The organism is Stenotrophomonas sp. PAMC25021, from assembly GCF_004795795.1.
GTDB classification, from domain to species: Bacteria; Pseudomonadota; Gammaproteobacteria; order Xanthomonadales; family Xanthomonadaceae; genus Stenotrophomonas; species Stenotrophomonas muris.
The window spans coordinates 1,682,501-1,700,200 of record NZ_CP039255.1; the positions used below are offsets into that span (position 1 = coordinate 1,682,501).

Annotated in this window: 15 protein-coding genes; 4 read left to right on the forward strand and 11 right to left on the reverse strand. The window is 68.2% G+C overall.

Annotated elements, in window-relative coordinates; translation table 11 throughout:
* Positions 1-281 precede the first annotated feature (281 nt).
* A complete protein-coding gene (locus E5790_RS07995; RefSeq protein ID WP_069118231.1) occupies positions 282-1,469 on the forward strand; it encodes a benzoate/H(+) symporter BenE family transporter in 1,188 nt (395 codons plus the stop codon).
* A gap of 23 nt (positions 1,470-1,492) precedes the next feature.
* On the opposite strand, the gene E5790_RS08000 is transcribed toward E5790_RS07995, so the two are convergent.
* The 6 genes from E5790_RS08000 to egtB all read right to left on the reverse strand — a co-directional run bounded on the left by E5790_RS08000 (position 1,493) and on the right by egtB (position 7,433).
* A complete protein-coding gene (locus E5790_RS08000; RefSeq protein ID WP_111205912.1) occupies positions 1,493-2,038 on the reverse strand; it encodes a DUF2628 domain-containing protein in 546 nt (181 codons plus the stop codon).
* Positions 2,039-2,109: 71 nt separating this feature from the next.
* Positions 2,110-2,880 carry a DUF2628 domain-containing protein gene (locus tag E5790_RS08005; RefSeq protein WP_111205913.1) on the reverse strand — a complete coding sequence of 257 codons (771 nt, stop codon included), beginning with the start codon at positions 2,878-2,880 and terminating at the stop codon, positions 2,110-2,112.
* 26 nt (positions 2,881-2,906) lie between these two features.
* The gene (locus E5790_RS08010; protein ID WP_111205914.1) at positions 2,907-3,797 is read right to left on the reverse strand and encodes a D-hexose-6-phosphate mutarotase; all 891 of its coding nucleotides are present in this window, start codon (positions 3,795-3,797) and stop codon (positions 2,907-2,909) included.
* Positions 3,798-3,858: 61 nt separating this feature from the next.
* On the reverse strand, positions 3,859-5,106 hold the full coding sequence (locus tag E5790_RS08015) for a lytic murein transglycosylase (protein WP_032960158.1): 1,248 nt from the start codon (positions 5,104-5,106) through the stop codon (positions 3,859-3,861).
* A gap of 84 nt (positions 5,107-5,190) precedes the next feature.
* Complete coding sequence (egtD, locus tag E5790_RS08020) at positions 5,191-6,165, reverse strand: L-histidine N(alpha)-methyltransferase (protein ID WP_111205915.1); 975 nt, start codon at positions 6,163-6,165, stop codon at positions 5,191-5,193.
* Positions 6,162-7,433: an ergothioneine biosynthesis protein EgtB gene (egtB, locus tag E5790_RS08025; RefSeq protein ID WP_111205916.1), complete on the reverse strand. Its 1,272-nt coding sequence runs from the start codon at positions 7,431-7,433 to the stop codon at positions 6,162-6,164. Before egtB ends, egtD begins: the two co-directional genes overlap by 4 nt.
* Before the next feature lie 151 nt (positions 7,434-7,584).
* On the opposite strand from egtB, the gene E5790_RS08030 reads away from it, so the two are divergent.
* Positions 7,585-8,865, forward strand: coding sequence for a GGDEF domain-containing protein (locus E5790_RS08030; protein ID WP_111205917.1), 1,281 nt, complete (start codon positions 7,585-7,587; stop codon positions 8,863-8,865).
* Positions 8,866-8,868: 3 nt separating this feature from the next.
* Here E5790_RS08030 and E5790_RS08035 read toward each other — a convergent pair whose 3' ends face one another.
* Positions 8,869-9,261: a YchJ family protein gene (locus E5790_RS08035; RefSeq protein WP_111205918.1), complete on the reverse strand. Its 393-nt coding sequence runs from the start codon at positions 9,259-9,261 to the stop codon at positions 8,869-8,871.
* Positions 9,262-9,363: 102 nt separating this feature from the next.
* Here E5790_RS08035 and E5790_RS08040 point away from each other — a divergent pair, with 102 nt between their 5' ends.
* The gene (locus tag E5790_RS08040; protein WP_111205919.1) at positions 9,364-10,143 is read left to right on the forward strand and encodes a sulfite exporter TauE/SafE family protein; all 780 of its coding nucleotides are present in this window, start codon (positions 9,364-9,366) and stop codon (positions 10,141-10,143) included.
* Positions 10,144-10,297: 154 nt separating this feature from the next.
* On the opposite strand, the gene E5790_RS08045 is transcribed toward E5790_RS08040, so the two are convergent.
* From E5790_RS08045 to folE, 4 genes are all read right to left on the reverse strand, one after another.
* Entirely contained in the window at positions 10,298-13,678 is a 3,381-nt protein-coding gene (locus tag E5790_RS08045; protein WP_032960149.1) for an SbcC/MukB-like Walker B domain-containing protein, read from the reverse strand.
* Between the two features lie 16 nt (positions 13,679-13,694).
* Complete coding sequence (locus tag E5790_RS08050; protein WP_005421303.1) at positions 13,695-14,396, reverse strand: DUF4194 domain-containing protein; 702 nt, start codon at positions 14,394-14,396, stop codon at positions 13,695-13,697.
* Positions 14,383-15,852, reverse strand: a complete 1,470-nt coding sequence (locus tag E5790_RS08055; RefSeq protein ID WP_032960145.1) for a DUF3375 domain-containing protein — start codon at positions 15,850-15,852, stop codon at positions 14,383-14,385. Before E5790_RS08055 ends, E5790_RS08050 begins: the two co-directional genes overlap by 14 nt.
* Positions 15,853-15,964: 112 nt before the next feature.
* Entirely contained in the window at positions 15,965-16,576 is a 612-nt protein-coding gene (folE, locus tag E5790_RS08060) for a GTP cyclohydrolase I FolE (protein WP_004141296.1), read from the reverse strand.
* A 598-nt stretch (positions 16,577-17,174) separates the two neighbouring features.
* Between folE and E5790_RS08065 the strand changes: the two genes are divergently transcribed.
* Positions 17,175-17,630 carry a MarR family transcriptional regulator gene (locus tag E5790_RS08065; RefSeq protein ID WP_012481667.1) on the forward strand — a complete coding sequence of 152 codons (456 nt, stop codon included), beginning with the start codon at positions 17,175-17,177 and terminating at the stop codon, positions 17,628-17,630.
* Positions 17,631-17,700 lie beyond the last annotated feature (70 nt).

Below are 17,700 nucleotides of genomic sequence, written 5' to 3' on the forward strand. Positions count from 1 at the left end.
CGTCAACACCTTCGTTCGATCAACTCGTTCGCCGGTGGTGGCGTCGCTGTTCGCGTGTCGTTTCCGGGGAAGCGATGCGCTGCAGCAAGGGAGCGAATTCTAGAGATCCTGCGGATTTCGTCAAGGCTTTTTTTGCAGCGTGATGACAGAAGCACCACGCCATCACGCATGACGTACGCTCGAAGATCACTGCGGCGTTGCCCGCGCGTTGCGCGGTCAACGCCGCAACCCTAATCAATGCAGGGATGCACAATGCAGGGATGCACAGTGGAGACAGCACAATGAGCATGCAGGTGCGGCGCGCGTGGTGGCGCGATCTTTCGATGCCGGCAATCGTCGCTGGCTTCATTACGGTACTGGTGGGCTTCGCCAGCTCGGCCGTGATCGTGTTCCAGGCGGCACAGGCCGTCGGTGCCGACCAGGCGCAGATCGCCTCCTGGATGTGGGCGCTGGGGCTGGGCATGGGCGTGACCTGCATTGGCCTGTCGCTGCGCTATCGGGTGCCGGTGGTGACAGCGTGGTCGACCCCGGGTGCAGCGATGCTGGTGGTGGGTGCCGGCGGTGCTTCGCTCTCCGAGGCCACGGGCGCATTCCTGCTGGCCGCCGTGCTGGGCCTGCTTGCGGGTTTCTCGGGGGTCTTCGCGCGACTGATGCAACGGGTACCGATGGCGCTGGCCGCCGGCATGCTGGCCGGTGTGCTGCTGCGCTTCGGGCTGGATGTGTTCGTCGCCATGAACACCCAGCTGGTGCTCGCGCTGGCAATGTTCGCCACCTGGCTGGCCGGGCGCCGGCTGTTCCCGCGCTATGCGGTGATCGCCACGTTGCTGGTCGGCATCGCCGTCGCCGCGAGCCGTGGCCTGCTGCACGCCCAGCAGGTGCATCTGCAACTGGCGATCCCGCAGTGGGTGACGCCCTCGCTGTCGTGGACCGCCGTGGCCGGCATTGCCCTGCCCCTGTTCGTGGTCACCATGGCCTCGCAGAACATTCCCGGTGTGGCGGTGATGCGCGCGTCCGGCTACGACGCCCCGGTGTCGCCGTTGATCGGCTGGATCGGTGTAGTCAATACGCTGCTGGCGCCGTTCGGTGCGTATGCACTGAACCTTGCGGCGATCACCGCCGCCATCTGCATGGGCCGCGATGCGCACGAGGATCCGGCACGCCGCTACACCGCAGCGATGGCGGCCGGCGCCTTCTACATTGTCATCGGGCTGTTCGGCGCCACGGTGGCCGCACTGTTCGCGGCCTTCCCCAGGGAGCTGGTGGCCTGCGTGGCCGGTATCGCGCTGTTCGGCACCATCGGCAACAGCCTGGCCAGTGCATTGGCGGTGGAGCGCGACCGCGAGGCGGCGCTGGTCACCTTCCTTGTTACCGCCTCCGGAGTTTCCCTGGCCGGGATCGGCTCGGCGTTCTGGGGACTGCTGGCCGGTGCGCTGTGCCTGCTGGTGTTGCGGGCACGGACAACGGCCTGAGCAACCCTATCAGGCCGGCATGATCAGGCCGCCATGCGGGCGACGGTATTGATCACCGCGTTGGCCGCCATGCCGATCACCACCGCCCACACGCTGGTGCCGCCACGACGCTGCAGTTCGGCACGGATGCGGTTGTGCTGCCCGGCGTGGGCAGCCTTCACTTTGCCCAGCAGTCGCGCGCAGTAGCGCAGGTACAGGGTATTGGCGGTCACCGCGATGGCGAACCGAGGCACCGCCAGCAACGCCACCGTGAGCAGCGGGTTGGCGCGGGCCGCCAGCAGCGCGATGCCGATCAGGACCAGCTCGAAGAGGATGGCTGCCAGGTACATCTTCCGGTGCAGCAGCCAGTACGTCGGCACCAGGAAGGCGGGCCAGTGCCACGGTCGCGGCGGCTTCGGCACCGGGCTGCCCAGGTGCCAGCGCTGGCGATAGAGCGCCGCGTTGGGGCCGACGAGGAGGTTCAGGTAGTCCGCGTCGGACGGAGCGGGCGCGTCGTCCACCTCTGTGCCGGGCGCAAGATAGGGATTGTCATCCGCCGGGGAAACCGGCGGAGTATCCAGATGATTCATGTCGGCGATTCCTTGCCCAGGATGATCCCGCGGTAGCGGCAGCCACCGCTGGATCTGAAGCCTTCCCGGCCTCAGCCTGCCAGCGCCTGCCCCACCAGCATCATCGCAACGACGGCGATGGCCACCACCGCCGCCGCCAGTGCATTGGTGTCACCCCGTCTGGCCAGCTCGCTGCGCAGGCGCGACTCGTCATCTCCCACCAACGCGCGCGCTCGGGCGATCTCACGCTGGCAATGCGCCAGGTACCAGCGGTTGGCATACACCGCGGCGGTGATGTTGATGACGAGGGTGATGACCGTCGACACGCCTTCCGGAACGCCCAGCAACGCCTCGGCGATGCTGAAGAACACCAGCACGCCGGCCCAGATCGCCGCCAGCCGGTACATCCTGCGGTACACCATCCAGATCACGCCGATCAGGAACGCCGGCCAGTGCCAGGTGCCGTTGCCGTCGGCAATGCCCTGGTCGAGCCGCCAGCGCTGTCGATAGATCGGGAAGTTGCCGCCGACCACGGCGGCGTACAAGGCGATGTCGCCTTCCAGCTGCGGCGCGGTCGCGGCCACCGGCGAAGCTGCCGGCGCACGATAGGGGTCGGACGGATCAGCGGTCGATGCGCCGCTGGCGCTGACGGCCTGCGCCGGTTCAATCGACGGCGGGGTCGGATCCATCGGCGCCACCGAAGGATCCAGCTCGGCCAGCGGCCGCCACGATGCCATTCCTTCCCGCCACATCAGCGTACGGGCGGTTACCGTGCCGTCCTGCTGCAGACGGCGCAGCCCGGCCAGGTCCACCGGCCCTTCGCTCTGCTTGCTGTTGGCGTACCACCACTGTGCGTCCTGCATGCCATCCATTCCTGTCGATCCCATGGTTACTCCGAACACCCCGCCACGGCCTGCAGCGGTTCACTGGCCAGTACCTGCACCAACTGGTGGCGCGCGCCGGGTGCAAGGGCAATCTGCTCCGGCCCGGCATTGGCTACTTCCAGGCACACGTAATCGTGCCAACCGTCGCCGACATCGGCCATCTTCGCCGCCGCCTCCGCGCCCGGATTCCACGCCACCAGGGTCTGGCTGCCTTCGCTGCGGATCTCGATCCGCCGCTGCAGGACGGGATCGTGAAGCACGTAGTGGCCAGCGGCACCGGTATAGATGCGGTCGCTGCGCCCCGGATCGCGCGGGTCACGCAGCGACCAGGGCCCCTGCTGCCGGCGCAGCTGCGTGTAATCCTCGTACTTGTCCAGATAGTGCAGGCCATCGAGGCCATCAACCTCGACACGACGGGCATCGCCTACCCGGAAGTAGCTGTGCAGGGCCTGTGTGAAAGCCACCGGGGACGGGCCGGTGTTCTCGGTGGTCAACTGCTGGCGCAGCTGGCGACCGATGCGCAGCTGCATCTGCAGGCGCAGGCCACACTCGGCAATCGACAGGGGCGCCAGCTGCAGCTCCAGTTCACCGTCATCGTCCTGGCGGGCCTGCAGCAGCTCCCAGCGCGCGGTGCGTACCAGGCCGTGTGCCGGCACGTCATCATCCTGGCCCTGGCGACCGAACCACGGCCAGCACACTGGAACGCCACCCCGGATCGGCGTGGGCAGCCCGGCCCGTTTCGGCGACAGCCACAGCAGGTCCGGCTGCCCCTCTGGGATGAACGACAGCAGCTGTCCGCCGAACACGCTGATGACCGCGGTGGCGCTGGGCGTGCGTATCTGCCAGGCCTCGAGCCCGTGGTACAGGCCGGTGCTGATGTCCGGGTTCGACTGCATGCTATGACGCTCCTTGAAGACCGCGGCGATGATGTCGCGGCCAGCCTGTGATCGGCAAGGTCTAGCGGGTGGCAGGCGTCCCTGCGGCTGCCTCCTGCTGCAACGCGCGCAGGATGCGCTGGCCGGCGCGCCCATCCGCATTGGCCCAGCCGAGGCGCTGCTGCTCGGCCTGGATCGCGCGGCGCGTGGCGGTGCCGATCATGCCGTCCGCGCTGCCGATGTCGTGGCCGCGGGCCAGCAGCAGGGTCTGCAGCTGGCGGCGTTCATCGCGGCCGATGCCGGGATCATCGGTCGGCCAGGCGGTGGCCAGGCCGGTGCCGCCACGCAGCTGGTCGGCCAGCGTGGCGATGGCCAGTGCATAGCTTTCGGCGGCGTTGTAGCTGTAGATCGCATCGTAGTTGCGGAACACCAGCAGCGCCGGGCCCTTGATGCCGGCCGGCAGCAGCAGGGCGGCGCGCGCGTCGGCCGGCAGATTGGGCGGCACCAGCGCGCTGCCATCCAGCGCGGTCACGCCCTGCACGCGCCAATCGGCGAGGGCTCGACGTTGGGTGCGGCCCGCCTGGCTGGCATTGAAACCGGGGGGAACACGGACCTCCATGCCCCACGGTTCGCCACTGCGCCAACCCGCACGCTTGAGGTAGTTGGCGGTGGACGCCAGCGCGTCGGGAATGCTGCCGACCAGATCGCGGCGGCCATCGCCATCACCATCGACCGCGATACGTGCGTAGGTGCTGGGCATGAACTGCGTATGCCCGAAGGCGCCGGCCCAGGAACCGGTGAGCCCCTGGGCCTGCAGGTCGCCGCGGTCGATCAGCTTGAGCAGCGCCAGCAGTTCGCCACGGAAGAAGGCCTGGCGGCGGCCGGCGCAGGACAGCGTGGCCAGCGACTGCAGCAGCGGGCGCTTGCCGAAGACGCGGCCATAGTCGCTCTCCACCCCCCAGACCGCAACGATGGTGGCCGGGTCGACGCCATACTGCGCGGAGACGCGATCGAGCAGATCGCGATGTTGCTGCAGCAGGGTGCGGCCATCATCGACGCGCTGGCGGTCGACCAGCGCGGCCAGGTAATCCCAGATCGGCGTGGTGAATTCCGGCTGTGCGTCCAGCAGTCCGAGCACGCTCGGGTCCGGCGTGAGCCCGGTGGTGATCTCGTTGAAGCGGTCGGCGCCGATGCCCTGGGTTGCGGCGGTGGCCTGCAGGCCCGCCAGGCAGCGGCTGAACGCCGGATCGTTGCTGGCGGCAGGGGCCGCAGGCAGCGTCGGGGTCGACGCGAGGGCGGCCGCCAGGCCGAGCGTGGTCAGAATGGGCATGGCGTCCTCCGTGTTGCCGTTGCACGGCCATCTTAGGGGCAGCAGTGCGGCCGAACCTGAAGGGGCACCGGCTGGCCGTCCCCCCTAGGCAACGCGCAGCAGGCGCAGGCCATAGGCGGGACTTTCGGCATCCCAACGCTGTGCGACCTGCAGGCCCGCCTGCTGCAACAGCGCGTCGAGGCTGTCATCGGTGTACTTGTGGCTGTACTCGACGCGGATGGGTTCACCGGCAGCAAAGTGGAAGGTGCGGCCACCGAGGTGGACGTCCTGCGGCCACTGGCTGACCAGGTCGGTTTCGATGCGCAGCCGCGCGGTGTTGTAACGGGCGCGGTGGCGGAATCCATCGAGATCGAAATCGCTTCCGATCTCGCGGTTGAGGCGGGCCAGCAGATTGAGGGTGAATGCCGCAGTGACGCCCTGCGCATCGTTGTAGGCCGCTTCGATCAGCGCCGTGTCCTTGTGCAGGTCGATGCCGATCAGGGCCAGGCCGTCGCGGCCCATCGTCTGACGCATCGCCCGCAGCAGGACGACGGCCTCTGCTTCGGCGAAATTGCCCAATGTGGAACCGGGGAAGAACAGCAGCCGTCGCGCGGGTTCGCGTTCGGGCATGGGCACGGCGACGGCGCGGGTGAAGTCCGCGCAGACCGGCAGCATCTCGACCTCGGGCAGCGCCGGCGCCAGGTGGTCGATGCTGGACAGCAGTGCGGCCCGCGAGATCTCGATCGGCGTATAGGCCACCGGATCCTGCAGCGCGGCCAGCAGCAACGCGGTCTTGCGGCCACTGCCGCTGCCCAGCTCCACCACATGCAGGCGCGGGCCGACCACGCGCGCGATATCGGGCAGCACCCGCGCCAGCAGCGCCAGCTCGGTGCGCGTGGGGTAGTACTCGCGGGTCTGGGTGATCTGTTCAAACAGACGCGAGCCGCGGGCATCGTAGAAGTACTTGGAAGGCAGCTGCCGCGATGCGCATGACAGACCGGCCAGCGCATCGGCCAGGATCTGCTGGCGGCTGGGGGTCAGGTCGGTCAGCGCCTGCAGCGCGTCATGCACCGTGCTCATATGAGGTCCCTGGCCAGGCGCAGTCCGGAGAACTGCCAGCGCGCCGGCGGCATGAAGAAATTGCGGTAGCTGGCGCGCACATGGCCACGGGGCGTGGCACAGCTGCCGCCGCGCAGCACCCATTGCCCGCACATGAACTTGCCGTTGTATTCGCCGAGGTTGCCGTCAAAAGAGCGGAAGCCCGGGTAGGCACCATAGGCGCTGGCGGTCCATTCCCAGACATCACCGAACAGCTGCCGCAGCCCACTGCCCCCGGCTGCCTGCGGGTGCAGGTGATCGTCATCGGCGAAATGACCGAGCAGGGGCTGCGACGCGGCGGCCGCTTCCCACTCGAACTCGCTGGGCAGGCGCGCACCGGCCCAGCGGGCGCAGGCATCGGCCTCGTAGTAGCTGAGGTGGCAGACCGGCGCATGCGGATCCAGCTCGCGCCAACCACCCAGTGTGTACTCGCGCTGCAGGGCATCATCCCAGTACAGGGGGTGCTGCCAGCCTTCGGCTTCACGCAGCGCCCAACCTTCGCTGAGCCACCAGCGCGGTTCGCGGTACCCCCCTGCCTCGATGAAGGTGCGGTACTCGGCATTGCTGACGGGACGCTCGGCCAGGGCATGCGCGGGCAGCAGCACACGGTGTGGCGGCGATTCGTTGTCGTAGGCGAAGGCGGCGTGCCGGGGCCATGCCGCGGCACCGACGGTGACGATGCGTTCGGGCGATTCGATCCAGCCCTGCGCCGTGGCGATGCTGGCAACGGGCCGCAGGTCGTCGCGATACAGTGGCTGCAGTGGATTGCACCAGAACGCATGCTTGATGTCGGTCAACAGCAGTTCCTGGTGCTGTTGTTCGTGCTGCAGACCCAACTGCAGGTGGTGCAGCGCCTGCGCGTCGAGGTCACCGGCTGCCAGCCGTGACTGCACCTGCATGTCGACCTGTTGCCGGTAGTCGCGCACCTGCTGCAGCGAGGGCCGCGACAGCAGCCCGCGCTGCGGCCGCGCATGCGCCGGGCCGATGCTCTTGTAATAGCTGTTGAACAGATAGTCCCAGGCCGGGTCATGCGCGGGCGTGGTGGCGAAACCGGCCAGCACGAAGCGTTCGAAAAACCAGGTGGTATGGGCCAGGTGCCACTTGCTGGGACTGGCGTCGGCCATGCTCTGCAGCATGGCGTCTTCGGCACTGAGCGGCGCGGCCAGCTGCAGGCTGCGCGCCCGCACCTGTGCAAAGCGGCGGGCGAGATCGCGCTGCGGGGCAGCGACGGCGGTGGATACGCTGTCCATGCCGGAAGCATCGGCGCAGGACGGTGAGCGCAACGTCATGGCACCACATCACCACGTTCACATGACAGCGGGCACGCGCATTCAAGAAGCGCGTGGGGACGCCGCTAACGGCAATGTTGCGGCCGCATCGTCACCGCACTGGACTTACCGCGTGCCCCTGCATCCGCTCCGCCAGCCTGCGCATTACCTGTTCGTGCTGCCCGCCGTGCTGGTCGTCCTGGTGCTGTGGATGGCGCTGGGCACCGAGGATGTCGCCAGCCCGGCGCAGCGCATCCTGCCCTGGCTGCTGGCCTGTCTCGGTGCAGGCCTGGCCCTGCTCTACCACCAGATGCGCACGTTGTGCCTGCTGCTGGTGGTGGCGGTGGTATTCGCCCTGCTGCACCGGGACGTCGGTGGCTACCTGCGCAGCGGCCATGTCGACGCCCTGACCCCGCTGCGCTTCCACGCGATCTCGGCGTGGGTGCCGCTGCTGTTCGCCGGACTGGCACTATGGCCGGAACGCGGACGCCGACGCCAGGACCTGCTGCTGCGCAGCGTAGTGTGCGGCGCGGCGCTGATGATCTTCCTGCTGCTGGCGGCACAGCAGCCGCAGGGGATGCACGATCTGCTGTCGAACCGTCACTGGGCCTGGATTCCCGCCAACTGGAACGCGTTGGCGCAGTTGCCGGCGCTGCTGTTCCTGCTGGCGACCGCAGCATTGGGCTGGCAGGCGTGGCGGCATCCGCGGCCACTGCACACGGCAATGCTGCTGGCCCTGCTGTGCCTGTGGTGGATGCTGCCGCGGATCTTCCTGCAGCCGGTGCTGCTGCCGGCGCTGAGCAGTGCCGCCCTGCTGCTGATGCTGGGCGCGATGCTGCAGGAATCCTTCCACATGGCCTTCCGCGATGAGCTGACCGGCCTGCCGGGGCGACGGGCGTTCAACGAGACCCTGCAGCGGGCACGCGGTACCTACAGCATCGCGATGGTGGACGTTGACCACTTCAAGTCATTCAACGACACCCATGGTCACGACACCGGCGACGATGTGCTGCGCCTGGTGGCGTCGCGGCTGGCGCGGGTGGGCGACGGTGGCCGTGCGTTCCGCTATGGCGGCGAGGAGTTCGCGGTGGTGTTCCTGGACCGGCCGGCGGCAGCCTGTGTCGATGCCGTGGAAGCATTGCGGCAGAGCGTCGAGGACACCCGCATGCAGCTTCGCGACCGCAGCACCCGCAGCCGTGACGACGAAGCCGGCCGCCAGCGGCGCGGACGCGGTGGCAGCGGCCAGGTGGTGCAGGTAACGGTGAGCATCGGGCTGGCCGACAGCCGCGTGGATCCGCGGCCGATGGCCGTGGTCAAGGCCGCCGACCAGGCCCTGTATGTGGCCAAGGACGGGGGCCGCAACCAGGTGCGCGCGCACGGCGGCCAGCGCGTTCTGGCAGCGCACGGCGCGTAGTGCTCAGACCGCGTCGAGGTAGTACCAGCGGCCGTCGATGCGTTGGAAGCGGCTGTGCTCGGTCATCCTCACCGCGCTGCCGCCGCCGATGCGGTAGCGCGCGGTGAAGCGGACTTCGGCGCTGTCAGCACCAGTGATGGTGTGCTCGTGCACTGTCAGGCCCAGCCAATGGGTGCGCTGGCCGGGGGCATCGTCCAGCGACAGCTCGGCCGGACGCGTGTCCGGATGCCAGGACTGGCGCAGGTAGTCAGCCAGGCCACGCACATAGGCGCTGTAGCGCGAACGCATCAGGTGCTCTGCATCAGGCGCGGCTTCACCGGCATGGAAACGGCCACAGCAGGCAGCATAGTCGGCGGGAAGGCCACAGGGGCAGGGATCGGTGGGTTTTCGGCTCATGCCGGCATTGTCGCCGGGTTGCCGGGATTGATCCACGCGGGGCCGCAGTCGCCCGGAGCAGGACAGGCGTATGCTGTCGCGCCCCCTCCTTGATTGATCGCCGTGCTGGAACTGGTTCCCCCTGAGTTGTGGTGGCTGGTGGTGATCGCCTTCATCGCCGGCCTTGTGGATGCCGCCGTCGGTGGCGGTGGCCTGGTGCAGCTGCCCGGCCTGTTCACGGTGCTGCCGCAGCAGACGCCGGCGATGCTGTTCGGTACCAACAAGTTCAGTTCGATGTTCGGTACCGGTGCGGCCGTCTGGCGCTATGCGCGCAACGTGCGCTTCCCGTGGAAGCCGGTACTGTTCGCGGCCGGTACCGCCTTCATCTTCTCCTTCGCCGGGGCCACCGCGGTGAGCCTGCTGCCCAAGGATGCGGTCCGCCCACTGGTGCTGGTGCTGCTGATCGCGATGCTGGCCTACACGTTGTGGAAGAAGGACTTCGGCGCGTTGCACCGGCCGCAGGAGATCGGCCGCCGCGAACTGGCGATCGCGCTGGCGATCGGTGCGGCGATCGGCTTCTACGACGGCTTCTTCGGGCCGGGCACCGGCAGCTTCCTGATCTTCCTGTTCGTGCGCTTCTTCGGCCTGGATTTCCTGCGTGCGTCAGCGGCGTCGAAGGTGGTGAACCTGGCGACCAATGTGGCGGCAATCTCGTTCTTCGTACCGACCGGCAACATCCTGTGGCTGTTCGCGCTGCCGATGGCGGCGGCCAACATCATCGGCTCGGTGGTGGGCACGCGCCTGGCGTTGAAGGGCGGCACGCCGTTCATCCGCAAGTTGTTCGTGGGGCTGGTGGTGGTACTGATCGCGCGGATGGCGTGGGATACCTTCCGCGGTGCGTGAATGCGGTTGCCGGCCAGCGGCCGGCACTACCGGGTCATGAACGCTGCCCATGGGTAGTGCCGGCCGCTGGCCGGCATCCCCATCCGATCGGGTCGTGAACCCCGCCCATGGGTAATGCCGGCCGCTGGCCGGCATCCCCATTCAATCGACCGGGTCAGGCTTCGGCTTCTTCCGGTTCGTTGGCCTGCTGGCGGCTGCGCTCGGGCAGCTTCAGGCGCTTGCCTTCTTCGTCGTACTCGATCAGCAGCACGCCGGAGTCGTGGCGGCCGCTGATCTCGACGAAGCAGGCGCCACCGATGAACGGCTCCAGCGTCATCACCGACTTCAGCGGAGTGGCGACCACCATCTGGAAACCGAAGTTGTCGAAGATGTTCATCGCCAGCGCGGTGAACTCGTTGTCGGCCTTGTCGAAGGCTTCGTCGAGCACGACGGCGGCGTAGCTGGGCAGCTGGCTGTCGGCGCCGCCGAGCTGGTAGCGCAGTGCCGCAGCCAGGCAGGTGGTGGCCAGTTTCTGGCGCTGGCCACCGGACTTGCCCGCGCCACTACGGTAGATCTCGACCTGCTGGCGCGTTTCCGCATCCAGCTCGACGCCGATGAACTCCACGTGCATGCGTACGTCCAGCACCAGCTCGCGCCAGCGCTTGTCCTCGCCTTCCTGCGAACCCAGGCGGTTGACCAGCTGGCGCAGCACGGTGAACTGCGATTCGGCCAGCTCGCGCTGCTCGGTCTGCTGCTGCGCCAGCACCTCGCGCAGCTGCAGGTGGAACTCGCCGACTTCCGGCAGGCGGCGGTCGCTCAGTTCGATGGTCAGCAGCGTGCCACGGTTGAACGGCACCTGCTCCAGGCTGGCGTTCACTTCGTCCAGGCGCTGGCCGATCGACTTGCGGGCCTCGGCGCTGTGGCGCTGCAGGGCCAGCAGGTTGTTCTTGCTCTGGTTCTGCAGCAGATCGAAGAAGCGCTCTTCGTGCTGCGGCAGGCCGTCGCGCTCCAGGCGCTCGAGGCGGGCAAGGAAATCCTCGGCCGAGGCCACCGATACGGTGAAGTCGCCCGATTCCTCCGGCCACTGCTGGATGAAGCGACGGAAGCAACCGATCAGCTGGTTCTCGATGCGGTTGAGGTCCTGCTGCGAGGTCGACAGCTGCTCGTTCAGCGCGTTGCTGACCTGGCGCATGTGCGCCTCCAGCGTTTCCAGGCTGAGCGGGCCCTGCTCCTGCAGGCGCTCGGCGAGCCCGGCTTCCTGCTCCTGGGCAAGGCTCGGCAGCACCAGCGCACGGCTCTGCTGGCGAGCGCGGTCGAGGCGATCGCGTTCCTTGACCAGCTGCCCGCGCTCGACGCGGACGTCTTCATAGGTGCGGCGGGCCTGCTCGATGTCGGCGCGCACGGCGTCGATCTGCTTGGCCAGCTTGGCCAGGTCGGCATTGCCTTCGCGCAGGTCGCGCAGGGTGGCCTCGATATCGGTCAGGCGCTGCTGCGGGGCGGCGATGTCGATCTCGTTCCAGCTGATGCTGACCAGCTCGTGGCAGGCCAGGCGACGTTCGTTGTCGCGGTCACGCTGCCCACGCAGGCGCGCGATGTCGGTCTCGCAGCTGGCGATGCGCTTGGCCAGTTCCTGGGCTTCGCGCTCGAAGGCGCCCACCTTGTCGTGGTTGTTGAAGCCGAGGATCCAGCGACGGCGGTCGCCCACCGCACTGCGGTCGTCCTTCTCGAAGCGGTCGCCGGGATGCTTGACCTGGCCTTCTCGGGTGATGCCGCGGTCGACGTTGCGCAGCTGCTTGGCATCCACGCACTCGTAGTCGAAGCGCTTGCCGAGCTCACGGCGCAGCCAGCTTTCGAACACGTGCTCGCGCAGCTCCAGCTTGTGCAGCAGCGACTTCGCCGACGGCTCGCGCGCGAACGCATCATCGTTGCGGCGCACACGGTAGTAGGTGAAGCGCATGCCCAGGTGAGTGCGATTCACCCACTCGGCGACGTCGTTGTAGTGCTTGTCATCGACCAGCAGCGACAGCGCGAAGCCACCCAGCACACGCTCGATGGCACCCTGCCAGCCCTGCTCTTCCGAGCGGACCTGGATCAGCTCGCCGACGAACGGCAGCGCCGCCTCGGCAATGCCGGTTTCCTCGGCCAGGCGCGCGCGCAGCTTCTGCATCGGCGCCGGGATGTTGGAGGGCGTGCGCTGCATCGCTTCGAGTTCCGCACGGACTTCGCCGAAACGGCGCTCGTCATCGCGCTTGCCACCCAGGCGATCGCTGATCGCATCGTCCAGCGCCGAGGAGGCACGCTGGCGGTCCTGCAGTTCGTTCTGCGCACGCTCGACCAGCTCGGCGAAGCCGTGTGCGTCGTCCGGAAGTTCAGCCCCCAGCTGCTGCGCGGCCAGGCTTGCCTGCTCGCGCTTGGCTTGGCGGCGGTCACGCTCGGCTTCGGCGCGGCCCTGCTCGCGTTCCAGTTCCTCGATGCGCTCACCGCCCTGCTGGCGACGCTGCAGTTCCAGTTCGGCCAGGCGCTCGGTGTGGTTGTCCAGTGCGGCACGGCGCTGGGCTTCTTCCCCGAGCAGGCCACGGTCACGCACGTCCATCTCGCGCAGGCGCGCCTCGATCAGCGCCTGGCGGCGGCTTTCACGGAAGCTGTCGACGCCAAGCTTGAGGGCTTCGTCGTCGCCGCGCCGGCGGTGCATTTCCTTCAGGTCGTTGTAGTAGGCGCGTGCCGGCAGCAGGGTCTCCACCTGGCGGCGGGCGGTGACCACGGCCTGGTGCGCGCCATCGAGTTCGGCGAAGTCGCTGACCAGGCGCTCGGCGGCGTCGAAGGTCTTCGGCGTGTCGAGCATGAAGTCGCGCAGGAAGACGTTGAGGTCGCCCAGGTTCTTCGCCGACTGCGTCTTGTGCAGCAGGCGCAGCGCCATCTCGTTGTCGATGCCGAGCAGGTCGCGGAAGCGCTCGGCGTAGCCGGAGAAGGTGTCGAAGTGGTGCAGGTCGGACAGCTTCTGCTTGAGCTTGCGCAGGTCCAGGTCGAAGCCGCCAAGATCCTTGGCGATGTCGAACGGACGCTCGGCGATCATGTAGTGCTTGCGCACGTCACCGGCCGAGGTTCCGTTACCGGAGATCCACAGCAGGCGCACGAGGCTGACCACGCGGCCATCGCCGGCGCGGTACTCCAGCACCAGCGCAGTCCAGGTCGCGCCCTTGCGAAGGTACTGGGTGGCGATTTCGCCAGTGCCGCTGTCCTGCTGGTCGGCCCACGCGCCACGCACGTAGGACACCAGGTTGCGGTCGCGGCCACTGCGCTCGGCTTCACGCGCGGCGGCGTTGAAATCGACGATGGCCGGCGGCGTCAGCAGCGCGGACATGGCATCGAGCAGGGTCGACTTGCCCGAGCCGGAACGGCCGACGAACAGGAAGCCACGCTCGGCGATCGGTACTTCGGTCAGTCCGTTGAACGTGCCCCAGTTGTGTACCTGCAGGCGACGCATGCGGAACTGCTGCAGGCGCGGGTCCGGCAGGCCTTCGTTGAACAGGGCGGGAGTGTGCTTGGAGATAGCCATGCGATGGTCGGGTCTCTCAGGCCTCGGCGGCCGGGGTTTCACGCAGCTGGCGGTAGACCGCAGAAAGCTGGGATACGTCTTCGGCGGAGAACAGCAGCTTCAGCGCCGGCGAGACTTCGTGGCGGTCTTCCTGGCCGCTGAGGCGGGTCAGGATGTGGTTGTCCTTCATCTTCTGCACCGCCGAGGCGACACGGCGGTTGAAGCCGGCGCGGTCGGTGGACAGGTTCTTCTCGTAGATGGCCAGCGCTTCGGCCATCTCGGCGTCGGCGACCACCGCGCGGTTGCCGCGCGCATCGGCCTCGGCCAGCTGCTGGCGCAGGTACAGCAGCAGCACCGAATCGATGAAGGTCAGCGGCGAGGTGCGCAGCAGCACCGGCGCATCCACGTCTTCGGTATCGGCCTGGCGGGTGAAGGCCACGCCGCTGTCACGGTCGAGCACCAGTTCCAGGAACAGGTCCGCCAGCGAGGAGCGGATGGCCGCCTCGCTGCGGATCAGTGCCGGCCACAGCTTGGCGTGGCGCAGCTGGTCGATGCTGGGGCCGATCAGCAGCTGGCACAGCGCGCGGCGTGCATCCAGCGGCAGGCGCCCGGTGTCGCCGAGGTAATACACGTCATTGCCACGGCGGGGCTGCGCCACGGCCGCCACCGGTTCGGCTTCGTAGGCGTCTTCCGCCACGTCGGCCTGCGGTGCGTCGATGGGATCTTCATGCCAGCTCATGGCGTCTCTCCTGGGTGAACCAAACCAGCGGGATGCGGGCGCGACGGACCTGGCCGTCGCCACCACGCCATTCGGCAAGCTCCTGCTCACCAGCGATCACGTTGCCGAAGCGCGTGCCCAGCGACAGGTAGCCGATGACGCTGCCGAGCCCCTGCGGTGCTTCGCGCTGCGACAGTGCCTGGGCGATGCTGAGCCGCGGCTGTGCATCGAGCAGGTCGTGCAGGTCGCGGCGCAGGGTGCGGAAGTCGATTTCAGACGAAGCGACCAGGTCACCGACGCTCTCCAGGCTGATGGCTGCGGCGTCGTTGTACTCGACGTTGCCATCGACCTGGGCGCTGCGCGGATCGTGCAGCTTCCACTGCGACCACGAGCGCAGGCGGCTGGTGGTCAGCTGCAGGTCGCGGCCGATGCCGCGTTGTGCGGGGAATTCGTCGCGCAGGGCCAGCGCTTCGGACTGCGCCTGCTTCAGCAGCTGGTTGAGGCGGCGCTGTTCCAGATAGCCACGGCTCTGCACGAAGCCACGCAGGCTGCGCGCGAAATTCTGCAGCACGTCGTGCACCTGGCCACCGCGCTCGAGCATGGTGCTGGTGAAGCCACGCAGGAAGTTGCGTTCATTGCGGTCCAGGCGGCGGGCGAAGCCACGCGCCAGCACCGCTTCCAGCGCGGCATCGAGCTGGGCGCTCTGTTCGGCGTCGTTGAGCAGGCGCCAGAAGGCCTGGAAGCTGCGACCGGCATCGCTCTCGCCGATCACATCCACGCCTTCGAACAGCTGCGACAGCACATCGCCGCGCTCGCCCTCGTCGTCGATGATGCGTTCGCGGAAGTCGCGGTTGAGCTGCTCGAAATCGTCGCGCACGCGACGGAAATCCTCGGTCAGCTCGTCGGCCAGGCCGATGATCTGGCGCGCACGCTCCAGCGCGCGCTTGCCATCCAGCGCGACCACGCGGCCGGCACCGACGCGGGCGATCTCGGCGTCGATGCGGTCGCGCTCGTCGCGCAGTGCTGACAGGCGTGCGTCCGGATCCGATTCGGTCTGCGCGGCCAACTGCGAGAGCTGTTCGATGACCAGCGCCAGGCGGCTTTCGGTGGCGGCCACGCGCGCCTGCTCAAGACCATCGGCGAAGCGGATGGCCTGCAGTGCCGCAGTCGACAGCTCGTACTGCTCCTGGTCGGCGCCTTCGGGCAGGCGGCGTTCCAGCCAGCCCTGGGCCAGCCAGTGCGCGATGTAGGCCTGCGCGGTACGCGGCAGCTCACGCGACAGTTCGTCGCCGTTGAGCTGGTCCAGCGCACGCTGCAGGCGCTCGTTGAGCACCGACGACGGCAGCGTGCGCTCGCCGTCCATCAGCAGCCCCTGCAGCAGGCCGATGATTTCCGGGGCGTGGTCGGCGGCAAGCAGCTTCCACTGGGGCTGTTCGCGCAGATGGCGGTAACGGGAGATGCGTTCGCGGTGCTTCATGCAGCGAAAGGAGTCATGAGGGCTGGCGGGGACGAGCAGCCGCCCGCGGCGGCCGCGCGGGCAGCCGTGGGCATGCCGGCCCGCAGAGGCCGGCGCAGTGCGGTCAAGCGGCTCAGCGCTTGCCGCCCACTTCGATGAAGCGCAGGAACTCGGCGCGGGTACGCGCGTCGTCGCGGAAGCTGCCCAGCATCTTCGAGGTGACCATGCTGACGCCGCGCTTGTGGATGCCGCGGGTGGTCATGCATTCGTGGGCACCTTCGACGACCACACCGACGCCGATCGGCTGCAGCACATCCTGGATGCACTGGGCGATCTGCGCGGTCATCTTCTCCTGCACCTGGAAACGGCGGGCGTAGGCTTCGACGACGCGGGCCAGCTTGCTGATGCCCACCACCTTGCCGGCCGGCAGGTAGCCGACGTGGACGCGGCCGATGATCGGCGCCATGTGGTGCTCGCAGTGGCTTTCGTACTCGATGTCACGCAGGACGATCAGTTCGTCGTAGCCGGCCACTTCCTCGAAGGTCCGCTCCATGTAGGCGCGCGGGTCGTCGCGGTAACCGCTGAACCAGTCGCCATAGGCTTCGGCGACACGGCGGGGGGTATCCAGCAGGCCTTCGCGGGACGGGTCCTCACCGGCCCAGCGCAGCAGGGTGCGCACGGCATCCTCGGCCTGGTCCTGGGTCACGTCGCCCTGCGGGGCGGCCTTTTCGTTGTTCTTGCTCATTGCGTACAGCGTCCCGAACGGGGGGCGAGCATCGTACCCGACCGGGGGGTGGGTCGTCCTGTTGGGACGGTTCATCGGGGGGTTCTTCCGGCGCCTCGTTGCTGCTGAGCGAGAGGGGGAAGGGGCAGGCCGGGCAGGACACGCCGCAAGTACGTCCCTGTAGGCTCGGCCACGGCATCCATGCCGTGGACGGTCCTGCCCGGCCTGCCCCTCCCCCTCTCCGACGGTTTCCTGCGGGCGCGGCCGGACCGCCCGAAAGCGGGGGCAAAAGCGGGGGTTCATGGCTTCTGAAGCACCGCGGGCCGCTGCTGCGGTGGGTGCGGGCCGTTGGTCCGCACTGCTCCTGCCTTTAAAGAGCCAACCCACCGCGCTCGCGGGGTGATGGGAGGGCAGCGGGGCCGGGCGGGGCAGGACCGTCCATGGCATGGATGCCGTGGCCGAGCCTACAGGGACGTACTTGCGGCGTGTCCTGCACCGTCCGGCCCCCGCTGCCCCACCCGACACCAAGCGGGCGCAACGCTTTCCTCAGTATTCCTACCCACCCATTCAGCAATACCTATTGATAGGAATGAAATTAGTAGTATCCTATCTATCTCTTATGGACCGACCCCTCGACGAGCGCACCGTGCTGCAGATGCAGCTCAGCTCCGGCCTGCTGTACGCAGGGCGGCAGTGGCAGCGCCTGGCCGACAGCCGGCTCGGCAGCTACGGCATCTCCACCGCCTGCACCATGCCCCTGCTGATGATCGGCCGCTCCGGCGGTGGCATCCGCCAGGTGGCGCTGGCCCAGCAGCTGGGCATGGAGGGTCCTTCCCTGGTGCGCCTGCTGGACAAGCTGTGCGCCAGCGACCTGGTCCGCCGCGAGAGCGACGCCAGCGACCGCCGCGCCAACCTGCTGTGGCTGACCGACGCGGGCCATGCGCTGGTCAGCGAGCTGGAAGACCAGTTGATCGGCCTGCGCCAGGACGTGTTCGGCGAGCTTTCCATGGATGAACTGCACGCCGTGCTGAAGGCATGGCGCCTGCTGGCCGAGGCCGCCGACCGCATCACGTAAGACCGCTGCCCCCGAATACCGCCGCTGCCGTGCACACGCCAGCGGCTTTTACCCGTTGCCGTTGTCTCGT

Bases quoted from the DNA above. Each gene is read 5' to 3' on its own strand.
- E5790_RS08050 (WP_005421303.1), bottom strand. From the start codon at position 14,396: ATGAGCTGGCATGAAGATCCCATCGACGCACCGCAGGCCGACGTGGCG.
- E5790_RS08045 (WP_032960149.1), bottom strand. From the start codon at position 13,678: ATGGCTATCTCCAAGCACACTCCCGCCCTGTTCAACGAAGGCCTGCCG.
- egtB (WP_111205916.1), bottom strand. From the start codon at position 7,433: ATGGACAGCGTATCCACCGCCGTCGCTGCCCCGCAGCGCGATCTCGCC.
- E5790_RS08035 (WP_111205918.1), bottom strand. From the start codon at position 9,261: ATGAGCCGAAAACCCACCGATCCCTGCCCCTGTGGCCTTCCCGCCGAC.
- folE (WP_004141296.1), bottom strand. From the start codon at position 16,576: ATGAGCAAGAACAACGAAAAGGCCGCCCCGCAGGGCGACGTGACCCAG.
- E5790_RS08000 (WP_111205912.1), bottom strand. From the start codon at position 2,038: ATGAATCATCTGGATACTCCGCCGGTTTCCCCGGCGGATGACAATCCC.
- E5790_RS07995 (WP_069118231.1), top strand. From the start codon at position 282: ATGAGCATGCAGGTGCGGCGCGCGTGGTGGCGCGATCTTTCGATGCCG.
- E5790_RS08055 (WP_032960145.1), bottom strand. From the start codon at position 15,852: ATGAAGCACCGCGAACGCATCTCCCGTTACCGCCATCTGCGCGAACAG.
- E5790_RS08005 (WP_111205913.1), bottom strand. From the start codon at position 2,880: ATGCAGGACGCACAGTGGTGGTACGCCAACAGCAAGCAGAGCGAAGGG.
- egtD (WP_111205915.1), bottom strand. From the start codon at position 6,165: ATGAGCACGGTGCATGACGCGCTGCAGGCGCTGACCGACCTGACCCCC.
- E5790_RS08015 (WP_032960158.1), bottom strand. From the start codon at position 5,106: ATGCCCATTCTGACCACGCTCGGCCTGGCGGCCGCCCTCGCGTCGACC.
- E5790_RS08010 (WP_111205914.1), bottom strand. From the start codon at position 3,797: ATGCAGTCGAACCCGGACATCAGCACCGGCCTGTACCACGGGCTCGAG.
- E5790_RS08065 (WP_012481667.1), top strand. From the start codon at position 17,175: ATGGACCGACCCCTCGACGAGCGCACCGTGCTGCAGATGCAGCTCAGC.